Here is a 22,468-nt window from a genome sequence, read left to right as displayed (position 1 = left end):
GGAATGCGTAACCCACACAAACAGGCCGGCTGTCAGGCCTGTATCGCGGGCAAGTCGGATCGCCGCAGCGCCGTTCCCACATTTTTCGCGATCGTCGCCTAGACTCATCCCATTGCGTTTAACGAGGTGGCCCCTGATTCGCCTCGTCACCACTCGAGGCTTGTTGTCTATTCGTTAGACCGGTTCATCCAGTGGCCCAGGGACAAGGCGAGTAAAACAAAGGGCTGGCCCTCCTATGTGCAGTTCATTGAAACCAATAGTTCGCGCCGTCTTCATCCTGCTGCTTTGCCTGACATCGGCGCCACTCCCTGCGGCTGACACGCCGCCGGTCCCAGTACCCGATGAGCAAACCACTACAACTACCGAGCTGCAAAAACTCCAGGTACGACTGGACACACTCAAACAGCAAGTCGCCGTCACCACCAATTACAACCAGTTGGTCGGGCTTCAGGACCTGGTGCAGCAACTGATCAGCGATGCCAACAAGCTGACAGTCTCGCTGCTTCCTGAACAGGCACAGCTGCAAGCCCAACTGGGCGTATTAGGCCCGCCACCCACCGACAGCGCGACGATCGAAAAGCCTGATATCGTGCAACAGCGGGCCTACCTCAGTAGTCAAAAAACCCGGTTGGACAACGACTTGAAGCTGCTGGAAGGCATCAAGCAGAACGCGGCCAATCTTACTCTGCAGATCGCCGGAATCCGCCGCAGCCAGCTGGAAACCGAACTGGTGTTGCGCACCGGTAGCATTCTCGGCATCCAGTTCTGGTCGCCTATATTTGATCCAAATGCCGAGGATAAACAGCGCTTCAAGATTTTCATCGAACAGACAGCCCCGGCGGTTAAAGCCATGTGGCAACCGGGACAACGAACCTGGTCCGCGCTGCTGCTACTCTCGGCCCTGGCGGTATGGAGCCTGGGACGCAGGTTGGTCGAGCGCGGGCTGACCTGGTTCTGCATTCACCGCTTGCCCGAAGGACGGCTACGGCGCAGTTCACTGGCAATCACCACGACCCTGGCCACGGTACTGACCACAGGCTGTGCGTATCAACTGGTCTACTTTGCCCTTACCCGCGAATCTCAGCCGACGCCGACCCTGCAGAACTACGCTGACGAGCTGGAGAAGCTGGTCTACACCTGCGCCATGATTACTGGCCTGGGTCGCGCCTTGTTATCGACGAAACATCCCTCCTGGCGCTTGCCAGACATTTCCGACCCGGTAGCCTTGGCCATGAAGCCGTTTCCACGGATATTGGCCGGTGTGATGCTGGTGATGGTTGCTCTGACGCAGATGGCCAACGTGGCGGGCATGAGTACACAGGTCATTAGTTTCGGACGTGGCGTGGTAGCACTGGTCGTCGCGTTGGTGATCGCAGTGTTGCTGGTGCGTACCGGTCACGTTCGCAAAGCGATGGCCGCGGCAGGTGAAGCGCCTGAAGCACGTAGCACCTTTGCTGGCCTGCTCTTTGCCGGCGCCTATATCGTCGTTGCTCTGTCACTGTTCTCCTTGTTGATTGGCTATACCTCTCTGGCCAGGTTCCTGACGTATGAGCTGGTATGGATCTATATCGTTGTAGCCAGTTTCTATCTGCTGACCCAATTGCACAAAGACACCTGTGAAAATACTTTTTCTCCCCGCAGCTCAAGTGGTAAAGCAATCAAGCAGCTATTGGGCATTGGCGACGTACGCCTGGAGCAGACAGAGATCGTTTTGTCGGGGGCGGGCAGGGCACTGCTGTTGTTGCTCGCGGTCATTGTGCTGATCGTCGGCGGAGTCGGCAGCACCCTTGGACAACTGGCTAACAATACCGTCGCGGTGCTCGGTGGCGGCGGGCTGCGCCAACTGAACATTATTCCGGCGCACCTGTTGAACGCCGCCCTGGCCCTGGCATTAGGGGTGTATCTGATTCGAACCTTGAGCCGGTGGCTGGACCGGGAGTTCTTGCCTAAAACCGATATGGACCCGGGCATGTCAGCCTCCCTGAGTACCTTGTTCAGCAACGTCGGTTATGCGGTGGTCATCCTGCTGAGCTTGTCGACACTCGGCATCAAGTGGAACAGTCTCGCCTGGATCGTCAGCGCCTTGTCGGTGGGGATCGGTTTTGGCCTGCAGGAGATCGTCAAGAATTTCGTCTCCGGGATCATCCTGCTTACCGAGCGCCCGGTGAAAGTGGGCGACCTGGTGAGTATCAGCGGGGTCGAAGGCGATATCCGGCGGATCAACGTCAGGGCCACGGAAATACAACTCAGTGATCGCTCGATCGTGATCGTCCCCAACTCCCAACTGATTTCACAGAACCTGCGCAACGTGACCATGGGCGGCAGTGCGCAAGGGGTGGCGACACTGGAACTGACCTTTCCCTTCGATATCGATCCGGAACACGTCCGGGACCTGCTGCTGGCTGTCTATACCGAACACGAAAGCATTCTCGAAAAGCCCGCGCCTACTGTCAGATTCAGCCAGCTGACGCCGGCTGGCATCATCCTGAGCATCACCGGTTATGTCAGCAGCCCCAGAATCGTCAGCAATACCAAGAGCGAGCTGCTGTTTGAGATTCTCAAGCAGTTGAGCGCTGCCGGGATTCCATTGGCCAGTCCCAAACCCTGATCGCCAGGAGCGTTCGAAGGCAGCCCGGACCTTCCGGACATTCATTAAACAGCACTTGTGCTGCGCACCTAAGCTTGACGGACTCGACCTGCTGGAAGGAGATCAAGCATGTATACACGTCGCCACTTCCTGGCAACCACCGCCACCGCGGGCCTCGGTTTACTCGCCGTTCATACCGGCGCCTTCGCACAAAGCACCTCGAACGGGCAGTCACCGGCTTCAACGCCTTTGCTGACTCGCAAGATTCCCTCCACCGGTGAAGCGCTGCCGGTGATCGGCGCGGGCACCTCTGGAAGTTTCGAGGTCGAGGCGGGGTCGGTGCAGTACCAGCAGCTCAAACAGGTGCTGCAGGTGTTCTTCCAGCACGGCGCCCGGGTCATCGATACCTCGCCCAACTACGGTGGCGCCGACGCGGTGCTCGGTCAATTGCTGGAGGAGGGGGGCTGGCGCCAGAAGACCTTCCTGGCGACCAAGATCGCCGCCAACAGCCGCGCCGCCGCCGAAGAGCAGTGGGCAGGTTCGTTGCAAAAATTGCGGACCGAGAAAGTCGATCTGCTGCAGATCCACAACCTGCGCGACTGGCAAGAGCAATTGACCTATGCCCGCGAACTCAAGGCCCAGGGCAAGACCCGCTACATCGGCGTGACTCACTACACCGACAGCGGCCTGGCAGAGTTGGAGCGGATACTACGCACTGAAAAGCTCGACTTCATCCAGATCCACTATTCGGTCAACTCGCCCAATGCCGCCAAAACCGTGTTGCCGCTGGCCCGGGACAAGGGCGTGGCGGTGCTGATCAACCGGGCTTTCGACGACGGCCGATTGTTCGCCAGGGTCAAGGACCTGGCATTGCCGGGCTGGGCAGCGGAGATGGGGATCGGCAGTTGGGCGCAGCTGTTCCTCAAGTTTGCCATCAGCCATCCGGCCGTGACCACGGTGATCCCCGCCACCAGCCGGCCCGAACGTCAGCTCGATCAGCTCAAGGCTGGAACCGGCCCGTTGCTCAGCGCCGGGCAACAGCAAAGCCTGATCCAGCAATTCGCCTGAGCGCCGGGGACTCATGGCTGAGCCGGCAATGCGCAACCGCCTGAGCGGCCTGCTGGGCAGGGGCACCAACGTCCGCGAGGAGGAGGGTGTCGCGGTGTGCGGCGGGCTGGCCTTGTTCTTCCTGCTGTTCGCCGGTTACTTCATGCTGCGTCCTGTGCGCGAGACCATGGGGGTGGCCGGTGGCGTGGAGAACCTGCAGTGGCTGTTCACCGGCACGTTCATTGTCACCCTGGTGGCGCTGCCGTTGTTCGGATGGCTGGCCTCAAGGGTCGAGCGTCGGCGCATCCTGCCCTGGACCTATGGTTTTCTGGCAAGCAACCTGTTGCTGTTCGCGGCGATCTTTGCCGTGCAGCCGGACAATCTCTGGGCCGCGCGGGCGTTTTATATCTGGCTGTCAGTGTTCAACCTGCTGGCCATTTCCTTGGCCTGGAGCGTACTGGCTGACCTGTTCTCCAACGAGCAAGCCAAACGCCTGTTCGGCCTGATGGCCGGTGGCGCCAGCCTGGGCGGGCTGATCGGGCCGATTCTGGGCGCAGTGCTGGTCGGGATCATTGGCCACTCAGGCCTGGTGCTGCTGGCGGTACTGTTTCTGCTTGGCAGCATCGGCGCGGCGTTGTACCTGCAGCGCTGGCGTGATCGCCATCCACTGCCGGCGGAAGTCGAACACCCTCGGTCCAGGCCACTGGGCGGCAATCCGTTCGCCGGTGCCACCGCGGTGCTGCGCTCACCTTACCTGCTGGGCATCGCTGTGTTCGTGGTACTGCTGGCCAGTGTCAGCACCTTCCTGTATTTCGAGCAGGCGCGGCTGGTGGCGCAGACCTTCACTGATCGCACCCGTCAGACCCAGGTGTTCGGCCTGATCGATGCGGTGGTACAAACCCTGGCGATCCTGACGCAAATCTTCCTCACCGGACGCATCGCGCAGAAGCTCGGTGTAGGAGTGTTGCTGGTAGTCGTGCCGCTGGTCATCGCCGCTGGTTTCCTATGGCTGGCACTGGCGCCGGTGTTTGCGGTGTTCGTGGTGGTCATGGTCATCCGCCGGGCCGGTGAGTACGCGCTGGTACGCCCAGGCAGAGAGATGCTCTACACCGTGCTGATGCCAGAGCAAAAATACAAAGCCAAGAACTTCATCGACACCGTGGTCTATCGCGGCGGCGATGCCGTCGCCGGCTGGGTCAAGCGCGGGCTGGATGTACTGGCCGAGCATCCGCAACTGGCGATGTTCATCGGCGCGGCCATCGCCTTGCTGTGGGCCGCGTCGGGCGGCTGGCTTGGGCGCAGGCGGCGTGAATTGGAGCGAAGCGATCCGGCACCGTAGGCCGGACTAAACAAGGTGTACACACCGACCTCAGTAGCCATCGCTGCGTTTGATAGTGCCAATCATCGGTTCACCACGCTGATGCCGCCGGATATTGGCCAGCAAGACCTCGAAGGCGGTTTCGGGCTGGGTCATTGCAACAATGTGTGGCGTCAGCCAGATACGCGTGTGTTGCCGGAATGGATGCTCGGCCGCGGCCGCATCTGAGGTTCAAGTTACTGCCGAGGCACAAGCGGGTAACCCGTGCGGCTATTGTCGCCAGCTTCCAATGCTGTCACTTTTCCCATAGTCATGGCAGGACGATCCGCTGACCGCCATGACAATGGCAGCCATGACAAAGGGGATTGGGTGCTTGCTCATCGACGTTCTCCAAAACGGTGACGCCACATGATTTCAATGCCTGCTCCGAGGAAGGGCATTTGCTTTTTTGTCGTTCATGAACAGCCATCAGCATCCGATTGACCGCATACGGCCAGTGATAGGGTCGCGGCGGATGGGATAGCTCACGGTTCGTCGGAATAGCTCATTTTTTTCTTGCATGTGAGAGCCCGCCTGCTTAAATCTGAGCCTCAGGTCGATTAGTGACTTAGCAGTCACGGCGAACATCTGAGAGTCCTCGCGCTGCTGTGCTGCCGTGTTCAATGGGGAATTCTCTGCTTTGGCGCACGAAAATCACCAGATCGCTATTTGTAACTATTTGAAATAAAACAACTTATTGATTTATTTGTCTGTGCTCAAATTGGGGGCCGGGCGTTCTGCAATTTACGAAATGGTTCTGCGAACAGCCGCTCACGCTGTTCTGCGAACCAGACTTGTGCCGGAAGGATAACGACATGAAGCCAGAGACTGCTATCGTCGAGATTTTCAACAAGTACAGGGTTTACACCGAACGCTATCCAAACAACGCCGCTGACAAGACCATCATTCTGGTCAATGGCTCACTGGCAACCACCGCATCCTTCGCCCAAACGGTGCGTTACCTGCAGCCGCGGTTCAATGTGGTGCTCTACGACCAGCCCTACGCCGGCCAGTCGCGACCGCACAACCGTTACGACCAGCCGATCCGCAAGGAGGACGAAGCGCAGATACTGCTGGAGTTGATCGAACACTTTCGTGTCGACCATGTACTGTCATTTTCATGGGGCGGGGCGGCTACCTTGCTGGCCCTTGCTCAGCGGCCGCGACGCATCGAGAAGGCGGTGATCAGTTCATTCGCCGCGCGGATCAATAATCCGATGCGCGACTACCTGGAGAGCGGCCTGAGTCTGCTCCACGCCTGCGACCGCTTCAACGTGGGGCGCCTGGTCAATAACACCATTGGCAAACACCTGCCGTCGCTGTTCAAGCGCTTCAACCATCGCCACATCAGCAGCCTGGCCGAGCACGAATACAGGCAGATGCATTTCCACATCAACGAGGTGCTGACCCAGGACACCGGGTGCTACGTCGACTGCGCCGATGCCATCGAGATCCCGCTACTGTTCGTCAACGGCGAATGGGACGAGTACACCTCGGCGCAAGACGCCCGTCTTTTCGCCGGCCATGTCCGTCAGTGCCAGTTCAGCACCATCAAGAACACCGGGCACTTCCTTGATATGGAGCACAAGGCGGCCTGGCAGGAAACCCGGCAGGCCTTACTCGGCTTTCTGCAGCCGGCCTCCAGTCCGGTCACGCCGAGATGCACGCCGCCGCTGGGCAGCCGGCACCATTACGCAACCAGTGACCGTATCTTTAGTCACATGCACCGCTAGAGACGCTTGGCTCTGGATTGATTCGTTGGTACAGGTCTTTTCTGTTTGGCTTTATGACAATACGACGATGGAGTTTGGTCCATGCGAAAGAAACCAGAGGCGGGCGTCTTGCCCGTACCTGCGTCCTTTGTGAAGACAAAACCAGGCGCAACACTCAGCCTGCGTGGCCGCAATCTGTTTCCCACGCTGCGTACCCTGGCGCTGCAGGGTGTGAAACAGCCGATCAACAGCGCCCGCCATGCGCTAGCCCTCGGCAGTCAACTAGGCCGCGTGCTGCTCGGCAATACATCGCACCAACCCCTCGCTGAGGATGCGCGCTTCCAGGACCCGTCCTGGCGTCTCAACCCCTTCTACCGCCGCAGGTTGCAGGCCTGGCTGGCCTGCCAGAAGCAACTGAGTGCCTGGATCGACGAGAGCCATTTGGCGGCCGACGATCAAGCCCGCGCGCGCTTCATTTTGGCCCAGCTCGGCGATGCGCTGTCGCCGTCCAACAGCCCGCTCAACCCGCTGGCGGTCAAGGAACTGTTCAACACCGGCGGCGCCAGCCTGCTCAAGGGGCTTGGTCATCTGCTCGACGACCTGCGGCACAATGGCGGCCTGCCCAGCCAGGTCAGCAAACGCGCTTTCGAGGTCGGCCGCAATATCGCCACCACCCCTGGCGCCGTGGTATTTCGCAACGAGCTGCTGGAGCTGATCCAGTACCAGCCAATGAGCGAAAAACAGTATGCCCGCCCGCTGCTGATCGTGCCGCCGCAGATCAACAAGTACTACATCTTCGACCTCAGCGCGCAGAAGAGCTTCGTTCAGTACGCCCTGAAGAACGGCTTACAGGTGTTCATCGTCAGCTGGCGCAACCCGAACGCCAGCCATCGCGACTGGGGTCTTTCGCATTATGTCCAGGCCATCGCAAAAGCCCTCGATGTGACCCGTGCCGTCAGCGGCAGCAAAGACGCCCACCTGATGGGCGCCTGCGCCGGCGGCCTGAGCATCGCCGCGCTACAAGGCTACCTGCAAGCCAAACGACAACTGGGTAAAGTCGCCAGCGCGACCTACCTGGTCAGCCTGCTGGACAGCCAGATCGACAGCTCAGCCATGTTGTTTGTCAATGAGCAAACCCTGGAAGCCGCCAAGCGCCGCTCCTATCAGCAAGGCGTACTGGATGGGCGCGACATGGCCAAGATCTTCGCCTGGATGCGCCCCAATGACCTGGTCTGGAACTACTGGATCAATAACTACCTGCTCGGCAAGCAACCCCCGGCCTTCGACATCCTCTACTGGAACAACGACAACACCCGCCTGCCGGCCGCCCTGCATGGAGATCTGCTGGACTTCTTCCAACACAACCCACTCACGCACCCTGGTGGCCTGGAGGTCTGCGGCCTGCCGGTCAACCTGCAGAAAGTCACGGTCGACAGCTTCAGCATTGCCGGGATCAATGACCACATTACGCCCTGGGACGCGGTCTATCGCTCCACCCGACTGCTCGGTGGCGAGCGGCGGTTCGTGCTTTCCAACAGCGGGCATATCCAGAGCATCCTCAACCCGCCCGGTAATCCCAAGGCCAGCTATCTGGAGAGTGAAACGCTGCCGTCCGACCCGCGTGCCTGGTATTTCGACGCGCAGAAGCACGATGGCAGTTGGTGGCCAGAATGGCTGGACTGGATTCAGGCGCGCTCTGGTGAGCAAACCGAAACTCGGCTGGCGCTGGGCAACCAGAACCACCCGCCAATGGAGGCTGCACCCGGCACCTACGTGCATGTGAGTTAAAGCCTGACTTGAACATTGAAAGGCCTGGTCGAGAATTTTCCGGCCAGTTGCCGTCGCCTTCCGCTGGCCAGAAGAAAGCGGGATAAAAACCCGCGGCTGCATCCTCGAATGTGCCCTGACCGCTGACTAATCGAATGCATCCAGATAGAAGCAAGAGCGTTCAAAGCGCGTCTGCGATTCTACTCTGTCTGTACCGATTGCTGTCTGTCGCTCGGGCGGTAATCGACCCTGAGCGGGCATTGGCAGCCACGCGTTTTTCGTCCGCATGTCTGGGCGTTATCACGGCTTACCAAAATCAACCTTTTCTGTCAGCGGAGTTGGGCGCATCGCCTGGTTACTTTAAGTTAACAGGGGCGCTCATCCGGCATAGTTTCAAAAATGTAAATCTTCCATCAGCATGATCTCAATTCGCTCCTTCCCCCGCCCCGTATTTTTGCGTTTGAGTTTCACTTTACCAATCTCGCGAGTTGATTTTGGATGTGTGCCTCCACAGGCCATCTTGGCGAAACCATCAACTTCCCAATACCTGCGCTGGGTCTGGATATCGCTGAAATCGGTGAGGATAGGAACAGCGCGCGTTGTCAGATCAGCTGCCGCTGATTCAATCTCAGGGAACAAATGCGCGAGGCTGACATCACTCGCGAAATCTATACGTGCCTTATCTTGTGCTATGTGAGCACCGATCCGCTCTATGCCTGGGCGTAGCTGATACACCATTTGTAAAACCATTTCTGCGGCAAAGTGCAGACGCATTAGTCGATACCGTCTCTCCCAGTCAATGCGCCAGGTGACGCAGTCGCCAACGCTCAGTGAATGGTTGGAAGGCAAGGTGTAAACGATTTCCAAGCCACGCTTCTGCGCCTTAATAACCGGGTATTGCGCAAGTGAACCGCAGTCGCTTTCCTGGCCGCCAGAGAAGGCAAAAAATATTGTAGCTTCGACCTGCACCTGCTCGCCGCTTACTTGACTGACGATTGTGTCCAGCGTTGTTAGATAGGGGTCGTCCCAAAATATTTTTCGCGTCATGGCCTCAATTTTCCTTTTTTGAATGGGAAGTGATGGTAATCAGTCCAGGCTTGGATGGCTTGTACGATCTTGCTATGTAACCGTCCGGCAGAGTCATCTACCCGATCCCAGCGATAAGGGCACTTTACAGAGTGATCGCCCAGGTGGCCGAGCTGCAGGTTGGAGAAGCTTGAACTTCAGTTTTTCGAAGTCTTCGCTGTTCACCCTATCCATACGCCATCGCATGTACAGCATGCCCTGAGCCTTGTGCAACGCTTCCAGGCGCTCGGCATGAGGCTTGGCTAGCGGTTAGGGATCTTATCCTTGGTACGCAACCACTCCTGCCTGGCTTGCCGATGTATTTCATCAGCCTGTTTTTTCATCTCGGAAAACCTTTGCAAGATCTGAGTCGTAACAGGTTGCTCGCTCAAGAGCGCATAGGCTTGAGCGCTGAGTTGATCTGCTTCAAAGAAGAGCTGATTGCTCAGGTTGATGGCGCTGTTCATGGTCATGGCAGCATTCCTTCTGACAGAACTGGAAGGTTGAATACTTTTCCATGTGTTCCTTCAAGTCAGGATATTGCGGGAGAGACTTGCTCCCGTATGGGCACAAAGAGCTGCGGTCGTACCCGGCAGCCATGACGCATCGGGTGATTGGCTGCTACCCAATCGTGTTGCAATGCGGGTTCATTGGCTTGATCTGTATCAATTTCGCAGGAGACTGCTGATGGTGTCCGACATGTGGTTGTTCATGGGCGCCCAGACAAGGCGAACGTCGAGCCTGGGCTCAGAGGGGCAGCGGCAGGTCGTCTGAAACCCAGGCTCCATTTTCAGCCAATAACGTGGCAACCATGGCCGTACTGTCGAGCACGTGCAAGCGCTGCGTCACCTGTTCGGGTGGCAGGCGAAACGGCGGCACGCTGTCACAGATGGTGATCCGTTCAAACAGCGGGCTGTCCAGCAGATCGCTGCCACCGGTGAACAAACCATGGGTGGCTGCAGCGAGCAAGCGAATGGCCCCTGCCTTCTGGCAGGCACGGCCAGCGTGCATCAGCGTATTACCGGTGCTGATCAGGTCGTCGACAATGATAGCCGTCTTGCCCAGGACTTCGCCGACCAGCAGTGTACCGGTGAGCGTGGCTTGATCCCGGTGCTTCTCCATCAGCGCACCGCCCACCGGGCGGCCCAGTCGCCGCTCCAGGGCCTGACGAAAGTGTTCGGCGCGCTTGGCACCACCGGTGTCGGGAGAAACCGCAACCACCTCGGTGTCCCCGACCAGCCCGGCGAAATACTCGGCGAACAATTCTGCGCACTGCAAATTCCATGTGGGAATGCGAAAGGCGTTGTCGAACGCCGCCGAGTTGTGCACCTCCAGTGCGACCAGACGGTCCACGCCACACGCTTCGAGTATGGCCGCCAGGTAACGAGTAATGGTTGGATCCTGATGGTGGGTGCGGCGATCCTTGCGCCCGTAGCAGAGGTAGGGAGTCACCACTTGGACCTGGCGAGCACCGGCATCCTTGAGTGCGCCGCAGAAGAAGAGCAGGCGACACAGTTTATCGTTCGCGCTCTGCCGATCATCTCCATACAGCGCATGAAACACTACGACCTCGCGGCCGTTGACCGGCTCCAGCGGTCGGCATTTCTGTTCGCCATCCTCATAGTTACGTTCCTCGTGGAGGGCCAGTTGACAGCCAAGCCGTTGTGCCACGCGGTTCGCGTAGTGCTCACTGCCTTGCAGAGCGAACAGAAGAGGGCGTTGGGTGAGCATGCTCTGGCTCCTCAGAGGCAGTCATGGAGAGCGCCTCGGTTTTCAGTTTTACGGCATGAACGTCATTGAGTTCATCGGTATCACACCAGGCACAACCGCGGCCATGCAGGGGTGGACTGTGCAAATCTGTCGAGCCCCGGCGGCAAGCATATTCCACGCACGCTGCAACTTGTGCCTTCAGGTTTCAACCCTCGTGGCACGATCGTCATGCCCGCACTATTGATTATGCTCCACCCCTCTGGATCGCTAGAGCATAGCCCGATGACGGGCTGACGTGATTTCGGTGATGCCAGGGTTTAGGGCTGGGTGCTTACGCGCTCTGCAGGGCCCTGTGTTTGTCACGAAATGAAAAGCCATTGTCGTCTGATGAAAAGCGTTCATCCAGCCTGCGGCCTACAGTCCAATCAACACAAATCGATGCAGCACGCATGATTAGCAGATTGGAGTAAAACAGGCATGCCTAAAGCCGTACGCTTCTACGAAACCGGTGGTCCCGAAGTCCTGCGCTATGAAAGCGTCGAAGTGGGCGACCCCGGTCCCGGTCAGGTTCGTCTTCGTCATGTGGCGGTCGGCCTGAACTATGCCGACACCTATTTCCGTAACGGTACCTACCCGATCCCGCTGGCCAATGGCATGGGCGTCGAGGCATCCGGTGTGGTGCAGGCGGTGGGCGAGGGCGTGACCAATGTCGTCGTTGGCGATCGCGTCACCTACACCGGCTTTCTCAACACCCTGGGTGCGTACAGCACCGAGCGTCTGATCGCGGCCGAGCCGTTGATCAAGCTGCCTGAAACCATCAGTTTCGAGACTGCCGCCGCCATGACCATGCGCGGCCTGACGTCATCCTACCTGATGCGCCGTATCTACAACTTCAAGGCCGGCGACAGCATTCTGCTGCACGCGGCTGCCGGCGGCGTCGGTCTGATCGTTTCCCAGTGGGCCAAGCTGCTCGGCCTGACGGTCATAGGCACCGTATCCACTGAGGCCAAGGGTGAAATCGCCAAGGCTCACGGTTGCGACCACGTCATCAACTACAGCCATGAAGACGTCGCCGCGCGCGTTCGCGAAATGACCGACGGCGTCGGCGTCAACGTCGTGTTCGACAGTGTCGGCAAGAACACCTTCATGGGCTCCCTGGATTCGCTCAAGCGCCGCGGCCTGATGGTCTGCGTGGGCACCGCGTCCGGCCCGATCCCGGCTTTCGACCCGGTGCAACTGGCAATGAAGGGCTCGCTGTACCTGACCCGTCCGGCCCTGGCCGACTACATTGCCGACCCGGCGGAGAAAGCCGACCTGGCCGGCGAGTTGTTCGATCATGTCGGCAGCGGCCGAATCAAAATCGAGATCAACCAGCACTATGCATTGCAGGATGCCGTGCAGGCCCACCGTGACCTGGAGTCGCGCAAGACCACGGGCTCGTCGATTTTCGTCATTTAAGGAAACTATCTGCCATGAACGTCGAACAATTGACCTGCAACATCGGCGCGGAACTGATCGGCGTCCAACTCGCCGACGCTATCCATGACGACGGTCTTTTCGCCGAGATTCGTGCCCAGTTGCTCAAGCATCGGGTGGTGTTCCTGCGTGACCAGGACATCAGCCGCGCCGAGCACGTTGCCTTCGCTCGCCGCTTCGGCGAGCTGGAGGATCATCCGGTGGCCGGCAGTGATCCGGAGCATCCGGGGCTGGTGCAGATCTACAAGCGCCCGGACCAGCCCGTGGACCGTTACGAGAACGCCTGGCACACCGATGGCACCTGGCGTGAGACACCGTCGATGGGCTGCGTGCTGCGCTGCGTGGAGTGCCCGCCGGTGGGCGGCGACACCCTGTGGGCAAACATGGTGGTGGCCTACGAGCGCCTGCCCGATGACGTGAAGGCGAAGATTGCCGACCTGCGTGCCCGCCACAGCATCGAGGCGAGCTTCGGTGCGGTCATGCCGATCGAAAAACGCCTGGCGCTCAAGGCCCAATACCCGGACGCCGAGCATCCGGTGGTACGCACTCATCCGCAAACCGGCGAAAAGGTGTTGTTCGTCAATGCCTTCACCACCCATTTGAGCAACTACCACACCCCTGAGCGGGTGCGCTTCGGCCAGGATGCCAACCCGGGCGCGGCCGACCTGCTGCGCTACCTGATCAGCCAGGCCTACATCCCCGAGTATCAGGTGCGCTGGCGCTGGAAGCCCAACAGCATTGCCATCTGGGACAACCGCAGCACCCAACATTACGCCGTCATGGATTACCCCGCCTGCCATCGCAAGATGGAGCGCGCCGGCATCATTGGCGACAAGACCTACTAACGAAGCCATCGGCACTCGTCCCGCGCTGGAAAATACTTCCGGGCGGGAAACAATAAAAATGAGGAGACATTCATGCAATTCTTCGACGATTCCCTGCACCCCGAAAATATGGAAAAGGTGGTAATCACCGTTGCCCCGTACGGCCCAGAATGGATGCCGGAAGACTTCCCCGAAGACATTCCGGTGACCATGGACGAGCAGGTGCAGAAGGCTGTCGATTGCTACGAGGCCGGTGCTACCGTGTTGCACCTGCACGTGCGTGAGCTGGACGGCAAGGGCTCCAAGCGCCTGTCCAAGTTCAACGAACTGATCGCCGGTGTGCGTGAAGCTGTACCGGACATGATCATTCAGGTCGGCGGTTCGATTTCCTTCGCCCCCGAAAGCGATGGCGAAGCGGCCCAGTGGCTGAGCGATGACACCCGTCACATGCTGGCCGAGCTGACGCCCAAGCCTGACCAGGTCACCGTGGCCATCAACACCACCCAGATGAACATCATGGAGCTGTTGTATCCGCAATACCTGGAAGGTACTTCCCTGGCCAACCCGGCTTACCAGGCGGCCTACAGCGAGATGACCGTACCGGCAGGCCCGGCCTGGGTCGAGGAGCACCTCAAGCGCTTGATGGCCAATGGCATCCAGCCGCATTTCCAGCTGACCGGCATGCACGCCATGGAAACCCTGGAGCGCCTGGTGCGCAAGGGTGTCTACAAGGGCCCGCTGAACCTGACCTGGATCGGCATCGGCGGCGGTTTCGACGGCCCGAATCCGTTCAATTTCTTCAACTTCATCCACCGCGCACCAGACGGCTGCACCCTGACCGCCGAGTCGCTGCTGAAGAACGTGCTGCCGTTCAACACCATGGCCCTGGCCATGGGGATGCACCCACGCGTGGGTATCGAAGACACCATCATCGATCAGAAAGGCAATCGCTTCTCGTCCGTGCAGCAGATCGAGCAGACCGTGCGCGTCGCCCATGAACTGGGCCGCGAAATCGCCTCCGGCCAGGAAGCGCGCGAAATCTACCGCATCGGTGTGGAGTACTCGAGCATCGAAGAAACCCTGTTGGCCAACGGCATGGCGCCAAACCGCAAGCCTGGCCAGAAAGGCGTGCCGCAGCGCCGCTGATCGCCGAGGGGCAGGCGGCGAACGTCGCCTGCCTCGTCGCGATGCAACACGTGATACCTGCAAGATAAAAATAAATATAAGCAATTCCCCGAGGAGGCAGCATGGCCTTTCACCACAGCTCGGCAGGCGATGAGGATCAAAACCCCGTCACCGTTGCGCGCAGTTACGCCTGGGTCGTCTTTGCGCTGACCTTCGGCCTGTTGATTTCCGATTACATGTCACGGCAGGTACTCAATGCCGTGTTCCCGATGCTCAAGAGCGAATGGGGGTTGAGCGATGGTGAGCTCGGCCTGCTCAGCGGCATCGTCGCCTTGATGGTTGGTCTGCTGACGTTCCCCCTGTCGCTGTTGGCCGACCGCTTTGGCCGGGTCAGGAGCCTGGCGCTGATGGCTCTACTGTGGAGCCTGGCCACCCTTGGCTGTGCCCTGGCCGAGAACTACCAGCAGATGTTCATCGCCCGCTTTATGGTTGGTGTCGGCGAGGCGGCCTACGGCAGCGTCGGCATCGCGGTGGTGATTTCGGTATTTCCCAAACATATGCGCGCCACGCTCGCCAGTGCCTTCATGGCGGGCGGTATGTTCGGCTCGGTGTTGGGCATGGCCCTGGGCGGGGCGCTGGCAGCCAAGCTGGGCTGGCGCTGGTCGTTTGCCGGCATGGCGTTGTTCGGCCTGCTGTTGGCGGTGCTATATCCGATCATCGTCAAGGAAGCGCGAATCGCGCCAAAACGTGCGGTCGCCGCCGCGAACAAGGCAGCCAACGCGGTCAAGCGTCCGTTGCGTTCGCTGTTTGGCAGCCGTTCGGTGATCGCTGCCTATATCGGCAGCGGCCTGCAGCTGTTCGTGGGTGGCACGGTGATCGTGTGGTTGCCCAGCTACCTGAACCGCTATTACGAAATGCCTACGGACAAGGCCGGTGGCGTCGCGGCGATCATCGTACTGTGCAGCGGCGCGGGGATGATTCTCTGCGGCATGCTCAGTGACCGGCTGTGCCAGGCGTCGCCTGAGCGCAAGATCGCCCTGGCTATCGCCTATTGCCTGGGCAGTTGCCTGCTGTTGTCGCTGGCGTTCGCCTTGCCGCCAGGGCCCGCGCAACTGGTGCTGATCTGCCTGGGCATGCTGATTGCCGCAGGCACCACGGGCCCGGCCGGTGCCATGGTGGCCAACCTGACCCACTACTCGGTGCACGGTACCGCCTTTGCCACGCTGACCCTGGCCAACAATATGCTGGGGCTGGCCCCGGGGCCGTTCCTCACCGGCAAGTTGTCCGATCTTATTGGCCTGCAGGCGGCCTTCCAGTGTGTGCCGCTGGTGAGTATCGCGGCGGCAACAGTGTTCTTTTATGCCAAGTGTTATTACCGCACCGACATTGCTCGCCTGCAGGGCGAGGTGGTCAAGGACCCGGTCGGCGAAACAGCGTCAGAGGTGAGATCGTGAGTCGTCGTTTGCATATCGAAGTGTTCTTCGATTTTATTTGCCCTTGGTGCCTGATCGGCAAGCGCCAGCTGGAACGCGCGCTGGCGCAGTTGCGCAGCGAGCAGCCGGATGTCGTGATCACGCTGCAATGGCAGGGGGTGCAGTTACTGCCGAACCTGCCGCCCGAGGGCGAACCGTTCGCCGAGTTTTACCTCAAGCGCCTGGGCAGTGCCGAGAATGTGCGTCTGCGTCAGGCCCAGGTGCAGCAGGCCGCCGCAGCGGTCGGTGTGAACATCGACCTGAGCACCATCCAGAGAATGCCCAATACCGCCAATGCCCATCGACTACTGGAACATGCCACCGCGATTGGCAGCCCACAGCAGTGTGAAGCCTTGCTCGAACTCCTGTTCGCCGCCTATTTCCATCTCGGTGAGAACCTGGGTTGCAGCAACACCCTGGTGGATATAGGCGAGACATGCGGCTTTGACCGTGCAGCGTTGATCGACTGCTTGCGTGCAGATGCCACGCCCTTTGTGGGCCAAGCGGCAAGTGGCGTCAGCAGCGTGCCTTGTTTCCGTCTCAACCGTGAGCGGATGATCGCCGGGGCACAAGCTGCCGAGGTGCTGCTCGGCGCCATGTGCGAAGTGCTGCAGCACAACGTGCCGCAGCGGCAACTGTCATGAGCCTGCGAGTACCGGTGCCTGCCGGCAAACTCCCGGAGGCCGGAGGCCGATCGCTGTTTGAATTCGATGGCAAGAGCCTGGCGCTGTTCAACATAGAGGGCAGCCTCTATGTCATCGATGACAGCTGCCCGCACCAAGGGGCGTCACTGTGTGGTGGGCGCCTGGATGGGCGGGTGATTCAGTGCTGCGCCCATGGCCTGCGTTTCGACCTGGCCAGTGGCTACCTGCTCAATTCAACCAAACTCAAGGTCGCCAATTACCCGGTCGAGCTCGTCGACGGCCAGGCGTTCATCGTTATCGTTCCAGAGGTGTCCGCGTCATGACCGCCATTGCTCTTACCAATATTCATAGCCGGGTGCGTGAATTGGCGCCGGGCTTCATCGTCAGCCTGATCGTTGCCGCAGCGGCGAGCTTCCTGTCCGAACACTACGGTGCCCCGGTCATGTTGTTCGCCCTGTTGCTGGGCATGGCGCTGAACTTTCTCTCCGGCGAAGGCACTTGCAAGGCCGGCATCGAGTTCACCGCACGCAGCGTGCTGCGCCTTGGCGTGGCCTTGCTGGGCATGCGCATCACCCTCGAGCAGATTGCGGCCCTGGGCTGGAAGCCAGTGGCCCTGGTGGTGATCCTGGTGGTGGTGACCATCTGCGTGTCAGTGGTGGCGGCCAAGGCCATGGGCTTCCAGCGCCTGTTCGGCATGCTCACCGGCGGAGCCACCGCGATCTGCGGTGCATCGGCGGCACTGGCGCTGGCAGCGGCGCTGCCCAACCACCCACAGAAAGAACGCGCCACATTGTTCACCGTGATCGGCGTGTCGGCGCTGTCGACCACAGCGATGATTCTCTACCCGATGATTGCCAACTGGTTCCATTTGTCGCCACAAATCGCCGGGGTGTTTCTCGGCGCGACCATCCATGATGTCGCCCAGGTGGTCGGTGCCGGTTACAGCATGTCGACCGAGACCGGCGATACGGCCACGGTGGTCAAGCTGATGCGTGTCGCCATGCTGGTGCCGGTGATTGTCAGCGCCGCCATGATCACCCGCATGCAAGGCGCCGACCCGACGGGCAAGCGGCCGCCGCTGTTGCCCTGGTTCGCCGTCGGCTTTGTCATCCTGGCATGCATCAACAGTACTGGCTGGGTCGCTCCGGCAGTGCAGGGCGGGATCAACGAACTGTCGCGCTGGGCCCTGGTGATTTCCATCAGCGCACTGGGCATGAAAACCCAGCTCAAGGAGCTGGCCTCGGTCGGTATCAAGCCGATCCTGTTGATGGTGGGGGAAACCGTGTTCCTCGTCGCCCTGGTGCTGCTGTTGCTGCACTGGGGGATGTAAGCCCTGGACGAGATCGCGCTGTAATAAATTTTGCAAGTGGCGCCGCGCTACGTTTACTCCGTGACGTAGCGCGGCACTCGACCGGTGTCACAGACACCGGTTTTTTTGGCGGGAACTGTGACGGCAGTTCCCGCTTTTTTTTTGCCTGCAACCTACTTGAAAAGCAGGACGCAGCCTGACGGCAGCTGCATCAAGGTCCGCAGGACCTCCATTTCTCGGCTTCCCTCACGCACAGTGCGTCGTTCACTCAGGCTGGGCATTCTTGTGCGTGCTGCGCCAGGAGGCCGGCGGCATGCCGAACTGGGTGATGAACCAGCGGGTGAACGAACTCGCCATGGAATAACCGAGCATGTCGGCGATACGCCCCAGCGAATAATTCGGGTTTTCCATGTAACGCAGTACCAGGTCACGGCGTACGTCGTTGATCACGTCGTTGAACGTGCAATTGTCTTCTTTGAGACGTCGCTGCAAGGTGCGCACGTTAACGCCCTGGATCTGGGCGATCTGCTCGATGGTGGCGCGCCCCATCGGTAGCAGCAGATAGATGGCCTTGCGTACTTCGAACAGGGTCGACGGCCCTTCATCGCCTAGCAGCGAGTCGAGGTAACGCTGGGCGTGGCGCGCCATCGCAGGGTCGGCGTGGGGGTTGGTAATGTCCAGGTTGGCGTTGGGGCAGACGATGCCAGTGAATTCGCTGCCGAATTCCAGCTTGCAGCCGAACAACCGTCGATGCAGCTGCAGGTTGTCCGGCGCCTGGTGCGTGAAGTTGACGCTGTAGGGCTGCCAATGGGCGCCGAGCAGGGCGGCGCAGAGCCGGAACATCACGCCGATCGCCAGTTCATTGGCCTGGCGGCAGGGCATGGATGACTCGGGCACCACTTCCTCGCGAATGATCACCATCTTGCCGGCCTCTTCAATGAAGATCGCCAGCGAGTCGTTGAGCAGATGGCGGTAATTGACCAGCACCTGCAAGGCATCGCGCAGGGTGCGCTGGTGGGTGAGCAACAGACTGACGACACCGAAGTCCGAGAGCGGGCGCGACTCGGCCATGCTCAGGCCGAAGTACTGGCAACCGCTGGCAGCGGCCGAATCCTCCAGCAATCGCACCGCCGCATCGATGGCAATACGGTGCTCGGGCGTTTGCAGCTGGGTTTTGCTCAGGCCCACGCGGGCCAGCAGGTCGTGCGGATTGAGCCCCAGGTAATGAGCCACTTCCAGGTAGTTGGTCAAGACAGCAGCGCGAACGAGCTTGGTCATGCAGGAGCTTTTCCTGGTGTTGTTTTTTATGGAAAAAAGCGTTCCTGACTATAAGCCAGCGAGTCATCAAATGAAAAGTATTTGACGCGATCTGCGCGGTTCACGCCGACGTTCTTCAGTACTTTCTGCTTCCCCGAAACCCCCAAGGAAGCAACCATGCGAGTCAATACCGCGATCACTGACCAGGAACGACCTGGAGGCCACGGCGCACTCTTTGCACTTGCTGGTTGAACGTTTCAACGCATGAGTGGTCGTGCATTTGTCATGAAAAGAAAAGCGCCTGACGTCTAATGAAAAGCGCACCGGCTGGGGGCTCTTTAATGTGAGCTCAACAAAAAACTTCTGGCCAACGAGCCAGTCGAGCCCTCAAGAAGGTGAGCAAGTGGACACACTAGAAACTGTCGCAACCGTTCTGATCGTACCTGGCTTGCGCGACCATGTTGCCGAGCATTGGCAGACACTGTTACAGGCCAGACTGCGCAAAGTGCACAGCGTGCCGCCACTGGAAACCAACAAGCTCGACTGCGCTGCCCGTGTTCAGGCCATCGAGAACGAACTCGCCCGGATCGACGGCCCGGTGATTCTGGTCGCCCACAGCGCCGGTGTGTTGATGGTGGCCCACTGGGCCGCCCGTCACAGCCGCCCGATCAAGGGCGCGCTGCTGGCCGCACCGCCGGACCTCGATGCCACCTGGCCAGAACACTATCCATCCCCACAAGCCCTGCGGGCCAATGGCTGGGATCCGCTACCCAAGGGCGCGCTGCCGTTTCGCAGCATCGTGGCCGGCAGCACCAACGATCATTTGGCCAGCCTTGAAGCTGTCACCGGGATGGCCCGGGGCTGGGGCAGCGAACTGGTCAACCTCGGTCAGGTTGGCCACCTCAATCCGGCATCGGGTTTTGGCCACTGGCCGGGCGCCGAAGCCCTCCTACAGGAACTGGATTGCTAACCCGGCATGTGCCCGGTCGCAAGACTTCCATAATTGCTCTAACGCTTGAAAAACGTTGGCCCCTTCACCAGGGCTTGCGCAAGGACGGCTGCGCTTAAACACAAGTACAACACGGCGGAGACAACGTAATGCATAACAATAAGAGTCACAGCCACAAACCCTCGCATCGCAGTCTGCTGGCCTTGGCCACCCTTGCTGCTTCCATACCGGCTGCCCATGGGTTCGAACTCGATACCGGCAACCCCGACTGGGCTGTGCGCTTTGACAACACCGTCAAGTACAACTATGGAGTGCGCACCGAAAGCGCCGACAAGCGCATGCTGGGGACGCCGAACAACAACGATGGCGACTACAACTTCCGCCATGCCGGGACCAACATGACCAACCGTGTTGACCTGTTGACCGAGATGGATGTGGTCTACAAAGACAGTATGGGTTTTCGCGTCAGTGCGGCGAGCTGGTACGACAAGGCGTATGAAAACACCGGTTCCAATTCAAATCCGTTCGTCAATGGCAATGGTGAAACGTCGGGGCTGGTCGCCAATGACCCACGCCTGGCGCCAGTCACCAACGACAATGTCGGCAATGGCAGCCCCCATCTGAGTAACTATGCCCAGCGTTACTACTCAGGTCCTTCCGGTGAGATTCTGGACGCCTTCGTGTTCTACAGCACTGAAGTGGGTGAGGAGTCGCTGTTCAGCGCCAAGGCCGGTCAACACAACGTATTCTGGGGCGAGACCATTCTCAACCCGGTGCATTCGATCAGCTATGGCCAGTCCGGCCTGGACCTGGCCAAGCTTGCAGCGTCGCCCGGTACCGAGGCCAAGGAACTGTTCGTTCCACGTAACCAGGTTTCGATGTCCTTTACCGTCAATCCCGAGTTGACCGTCGGTGCCCAGTACTTCCTGGATTGGGATGCTGCTCGTCTGCCTGAGGCCGGTACTTACTACGGCGGTTCCGATCTGGTGGGCTTCGGCGCGCAATCGTTCCTGCTGGGCAACACCAACTCGGTGACACCCGGCAGCCCGCTCGGTTGTGGCGTGGCACCCTGCAACGCACTGACCAACGTGCGTCGCGGTGATGACCTGACACCGGACAATCGTGGCGACTGGGGCGTCATGGCCAAGTGGTCGCCGGCATGGCTGGACGGCACGCTCGGCGCCTATTACCGCCAGACTTCGGACATCCTGCCTCAGGCCTGGCTCGACGCTAGAGGGATCACTTCGTCCAATCCTAATGGCACGCCGCCAGCGGGCTTGGGGGCGGGTGTCGTCAACACGCTGAACTCGTTGAACACCGCTACCTATCAACTGGCCTATTCCGACAAGATCGATATCTTCGGTCTGAGCCTGTCCAAGGATGTCGGCGGCATCAGTGTTGGCAGTGACTTGAACATCCGCCACAACATGCCGCTGGCCAGTATCCCGGCGATCGTCAGCACGTCCAGCCCCCGCGGGCTGGGTAACGGCCTTGGCCTGCTGCCTCCACGTTCGGCGGCCACCGGTATCGTCTACGACACCCCGAGCGATGGGGACAGCATGAGCGCCACTGGCGACACGCTGCACTGGACAGTCAACGGTCTGATGACCCTTCCCAAGACGCCCGTGTTCGATCAGGCCGTCGTGCTCGCCGAGTTGTATTACAGCAACCTGCTCAAGCTCGATGACAAGAATTCGGCGCTCTACAAGGGTAAGAGCAGTTACCACGGCATCGATGCATCGACCCGCGACAACTGGGGTATCGCGGTCAACTTCATCCCCACCTGGTACCAGGTATTTCCCGGCGTGGACATGAGCATGCCGATGTCCGTCAACGTGGGCATCGACGGTGTTTCACCGGTATCGGGCGGTGGCGCCAAAGACACCGGCAACTATGCGTTCGGCGTCGGTGCCGCCGTTTACAACAAGTACTTTGTCGACCTCAAGTACGTGGACTCCTTCGGCAAGACCGACAAGTGCAACGCCAGCGGCAACAGCACCGGTGCTGCGAATGCCGGTAGCGGCGACGGATCGACCCCCAACGCCTTCAGTGGCAACGAAAACTATGCGTGCTTCGCCGGTGGCTATTCGGCTTTCTCGGGCGGCGGTGCGACCACAGAAGACCGTGGCGCAGTGTACCTGACGCTGAAAACCACCTTTTGATTCAC

The 22,468-nt window shown here is 59.8% G+C and carries 18 protein-coding genes and 1 pseudogene; 14 read left to right on the top strand and 5 right to left on the bottom strand.

Going from position 1 to position 22,468, the window contains the following annotated elements; all coding sequences use genetic code 11:
• The first annotated feature begins 235 nt into the window (after nucleotides 1–235).
• The 3 genes from F8N85_RS05330 (at nucleotide 236) to F8N85_RS05320 (ending at nucleotide 4,973) form a co-directional block, all read left to right on the top strand.
• Nucleotides 236–2,608, top strand: coding sequence for a DUF3772 domain-containing protein (locus tag F8N85_RS05330; protein ID WP_150802617.1), 2,373 nt, complete (start codon nucleotides 236–238; stop codon nucleotides 2,606–2,608).
• Nucleotides 2,609–2,716: 108 nt separating this feature from the next.
• On the top strand, nucleotides 2,717–3,655 hold the full coding sequence (locus F8N85_RS05325) for an aldo/keto reductase (RefSeq protein ID WP_150802616.1): 939 nt from the start codon (nucleotides 2,717–2,719) through the stop codon (nucleotides 3,653–3,655).
• Nucleotides 3,656–3,683: 28 nt separating this feature from the next.
• Nucleotides 3,684–4,973, top strand: a complete 1,290-nt coding sequence (locus F8N85_RS05320) for an NTP/NDP exchange transporter (RefSeq protein WP_150802615.1) — start codon at nucleotides 3,684–3,686, stop codon at nucleotides 4,971–4,973.
• Nucleotides 4,974–5,003: 30 nt separating this feature from the next.
• Here F8N85_RS05320 and F8N85_RS34855 read toward each other — a convergent pair.
• Nucleotides 5,004–5,177 (bottom strand): annotated as a pseudogene (locus tag F8N85_RS34855) (glyoxylate/hydroxypyruvate reductase A); the annotation flags it as partial.
• A 629-nt stretch (nucleotides 5,178–5,806) separates the two neighbouring features.
• Here F8N85_RS34855 and F8N85_RS05310 point away from each other — a divergent pair.
• On the top strand, nucleotides 5,807–6,724 hold the full coding sequence (locus tag F8N85_RS05310; RefSeq protein WP_150802614.1) for an alpha/beta fold hydrolase: 918 nt from the start codon (nucleotides 5,807–5,809) through the stop codon (nucleotides 6,722–6,724).
• A gap of 81 nt (nucleotides 6,725–6,805) precedes the next feature.
• The gene (gene phaC, locus F8N85_RS05305) at nucleotides 6,806–8,491 is read left to right on the top strand and encodes a class II poly(R)-hydroxyalkanoic acid synthase (protein ID WP_150802613.1); all 1,686 of its coding nucleotides are present in this window, start codon (nucleotides 6,806–6,808) and stop codon (nucleotides 8,489–8,491) included.
• A 372-nt stretch (nucleotides 8,492–8,863) separates the two neighbouring features.
• Here the strand turns inward: phaC and F8N85_RS05300 are convergent, their stop codons facing one another.
• From F8N85_RS05300 to F8N85_RS05290, 3 genes are all read right to left on the bottom strand, one after another.
• Nucleotides 8,864–9,517 (bottom strand): alanyl-tRNA editing protein, encoded by a 654-nt coding sequence (locus F8N85_RS05300; RefSeq protein ID WP_150802612.1) that lies wholly within the window; start codon nucleotides 9,515–9,517, stop codon nucleotides 8,864–8,866.
• A 281-nt stretch (nucleotides 9,518–9,798) separates the two neighbouring features.
• Entirely contained in the window at nucleotides 9,799–10,008 is a 210-nt protein-coding gene (locus F8N85_RS05295) for a hypothetical protein (protein WP_150802611.1), read from the bottom strand.
• 274 nt (nucleotides 10,009–10,282) lie between these two features.
• On the bottom strand, nucleotides 10,283–11,266 hold the full coding sequence (locus tag F8N85_RS05290) for a ribose-phosphate diphosphokinase (protein WP_150802610.1): 984 nt from the start codon (nucleotides 11,264–11,266) through the stop codon (nucleotides 10,283–10,285).
• Nucleotides 11,267–11,722: 456 nt separating this feature from the next.
• Between F8N85_RS05290 and F8N85_RS05285 the strand changes: the two genes are divergently transcribed.
• From F8N85_RS05285 to F8N85_RS05255, 7 genes are all read left to right on the top strand, one after another.
• On the top strand, nucleotides 11,723–12,703 hold the full coding sequence (locus tag F8N85_RS05285; RefSeq protein ID WP_150802609.1) for a quinone oxidoreductase family protein: 981 nt from the start codon (nucleotides 11,723–11,725) through the stop codon (nucleotides 12,701–12,703).
• A 14-nt stretch (nucleotides 12,704–12,717) separates the two neighbouring features.
• The gene (locus F8N85_RS05280; RefSeq protein ID WP_150802608.1) at nucleotides 12,718–13,566 is read left to right on the top strand and encodes a TauD/TfdA dioxygenase family protein; all 849 of its coding nucleotides are present in this window, start codon (nucleotides 12,718–12,720) and stop codon (nucleotides 13,564–13,566) included.
• A gap of 72 nt (nucleotides 13,567–13,638) precedes the next feature.
• Nucleotides 13,639–14,691 carry a 3-keto-5-aminohexanoate cleavage protein gene (locus F8N85_RS05275; RefSeq protein ID WP_150802607.1) on the top strand — a complete coding sequence of 351 codons (1,053 nt, stop codon included), beginning with the start codon at nucleotides 13,639–13,641 and terminating at the stop codon, nucleotides 14,689–14,691.
• Between the two features lie 101 nt (nucleotides 14,692–14,792).
• A complete protein-coding gene (locus tag F8N85_RS05270) occupies nucleotides 14,793–16,124 on the top strand; it encodes an MFS transporter (RefSeq protein WP_150802606.1) in 1,332 nt (443 codons plus the stop codon).
• On the top strand, nucleotides 16,121–16,786 hold the full coding sequence (locus F8N85_RS05265) for a DsbA family oxidoreductase (RefSeq protein WP_150802605.1): 666 nt from the start codon (nucleotides 16,121–16,123) through the stop codon (nucleotides 16,784–16,786). The genes F8N85_RS05270 and F8N85_RS05265 overlap by 4 nt, the downstream gene beginning before the upstream one ends.
• Nucleotides 16,783–17,109: a Rieske (2Fe-2S) protein gene (locus F8N85_RS05260; RefSeq protein WP_150802604.1), complete on the top strand. Its 327-nt coding sequence runs from the start codon at nucleotides 16,783–16,785 to the stop codon at nucleotides 17,107–17,109. The genes F8N85_RS05265 and F8N85_RS05260 overlap by 4 nt, the downstream gene beginning before the upstream one ends.
• Nucleotides 17,106–18,116 (top strand): YeiH family protein, encoded by a 1,011-nt coding sequence (locus tag F8N85_RS05255; protein WP_150802603.1) that lies wholly within the window; start codon nucleotides 17,106–17,108, stop codon nucleotides 18,114–18,116. Before F8N85_RS05260 ends, F8N85_RS05255 begins: the two co-directional genes overlap by 4 nt.
• Nucleotides 18,117–18,359: 243 nt before the next feature.
• On the opposite strand, the gene F8N85_RS05250 is transcribed toward F8N85_RS05255, so the two are convergent.
• Nucleotides 18,360–19,373, bottom strand: a complete 1,014-nt coding sequence (locus F8N85_RS05250; protein ID WP_150802602.1) for an AraC family transcriptional regulator — start codon at nucleotides 19,371–19,373, stop codon at nucleotides 18,360–18,362.
• A 382-nt stretch (nucleotides 19,374–19,755) separates the two neighbouring features.
• On the opposite strand from F8N85_RS05250, the gene F8N85_RS05245 reads away from it, so the two are divergent.
• Complete coding sequence (locus tag F8N85_RS05245; RefSeq protein WP_150802601.1) at nucleotides 19,756–20,322, top strand: RBBP9/YdeN family alpha/beta hydrolase; 567 nt, start codon at nucleotides 19,756–19,758, stop codon at nucleotides 20,320–20,322.
• A 128-nt stretch (nucleotides 20,323–20,450) separates the two neighbouring features.
• Entirely contained in the window at nucleotides 20,451–22,463 is a 2,013-nt protein-coding gene (locus F8N85_RS05240; protein ID WP_150802600.1) for a DUF1302 domain-containing protein, read from the top strand.
• The last annotated feature ends 5 nt before the right edge of the window (nucleotides 22,464–22,468 follow it).

It is taken from the genome of Pseudomonas fluorescens (assembly GCF_902497875.1).
GTDB classification, from domain to species: Bacteria; Pseudomonadota; Gammaproteobacteria; order Pseudomonadales; family Pseudomonadaceae; genus Aquipseudomonas; species Aquipseudomonas fluorescens_BR.
This window is presented reverse-complemented; position numbering and strand designations above follow the sequence as displayed.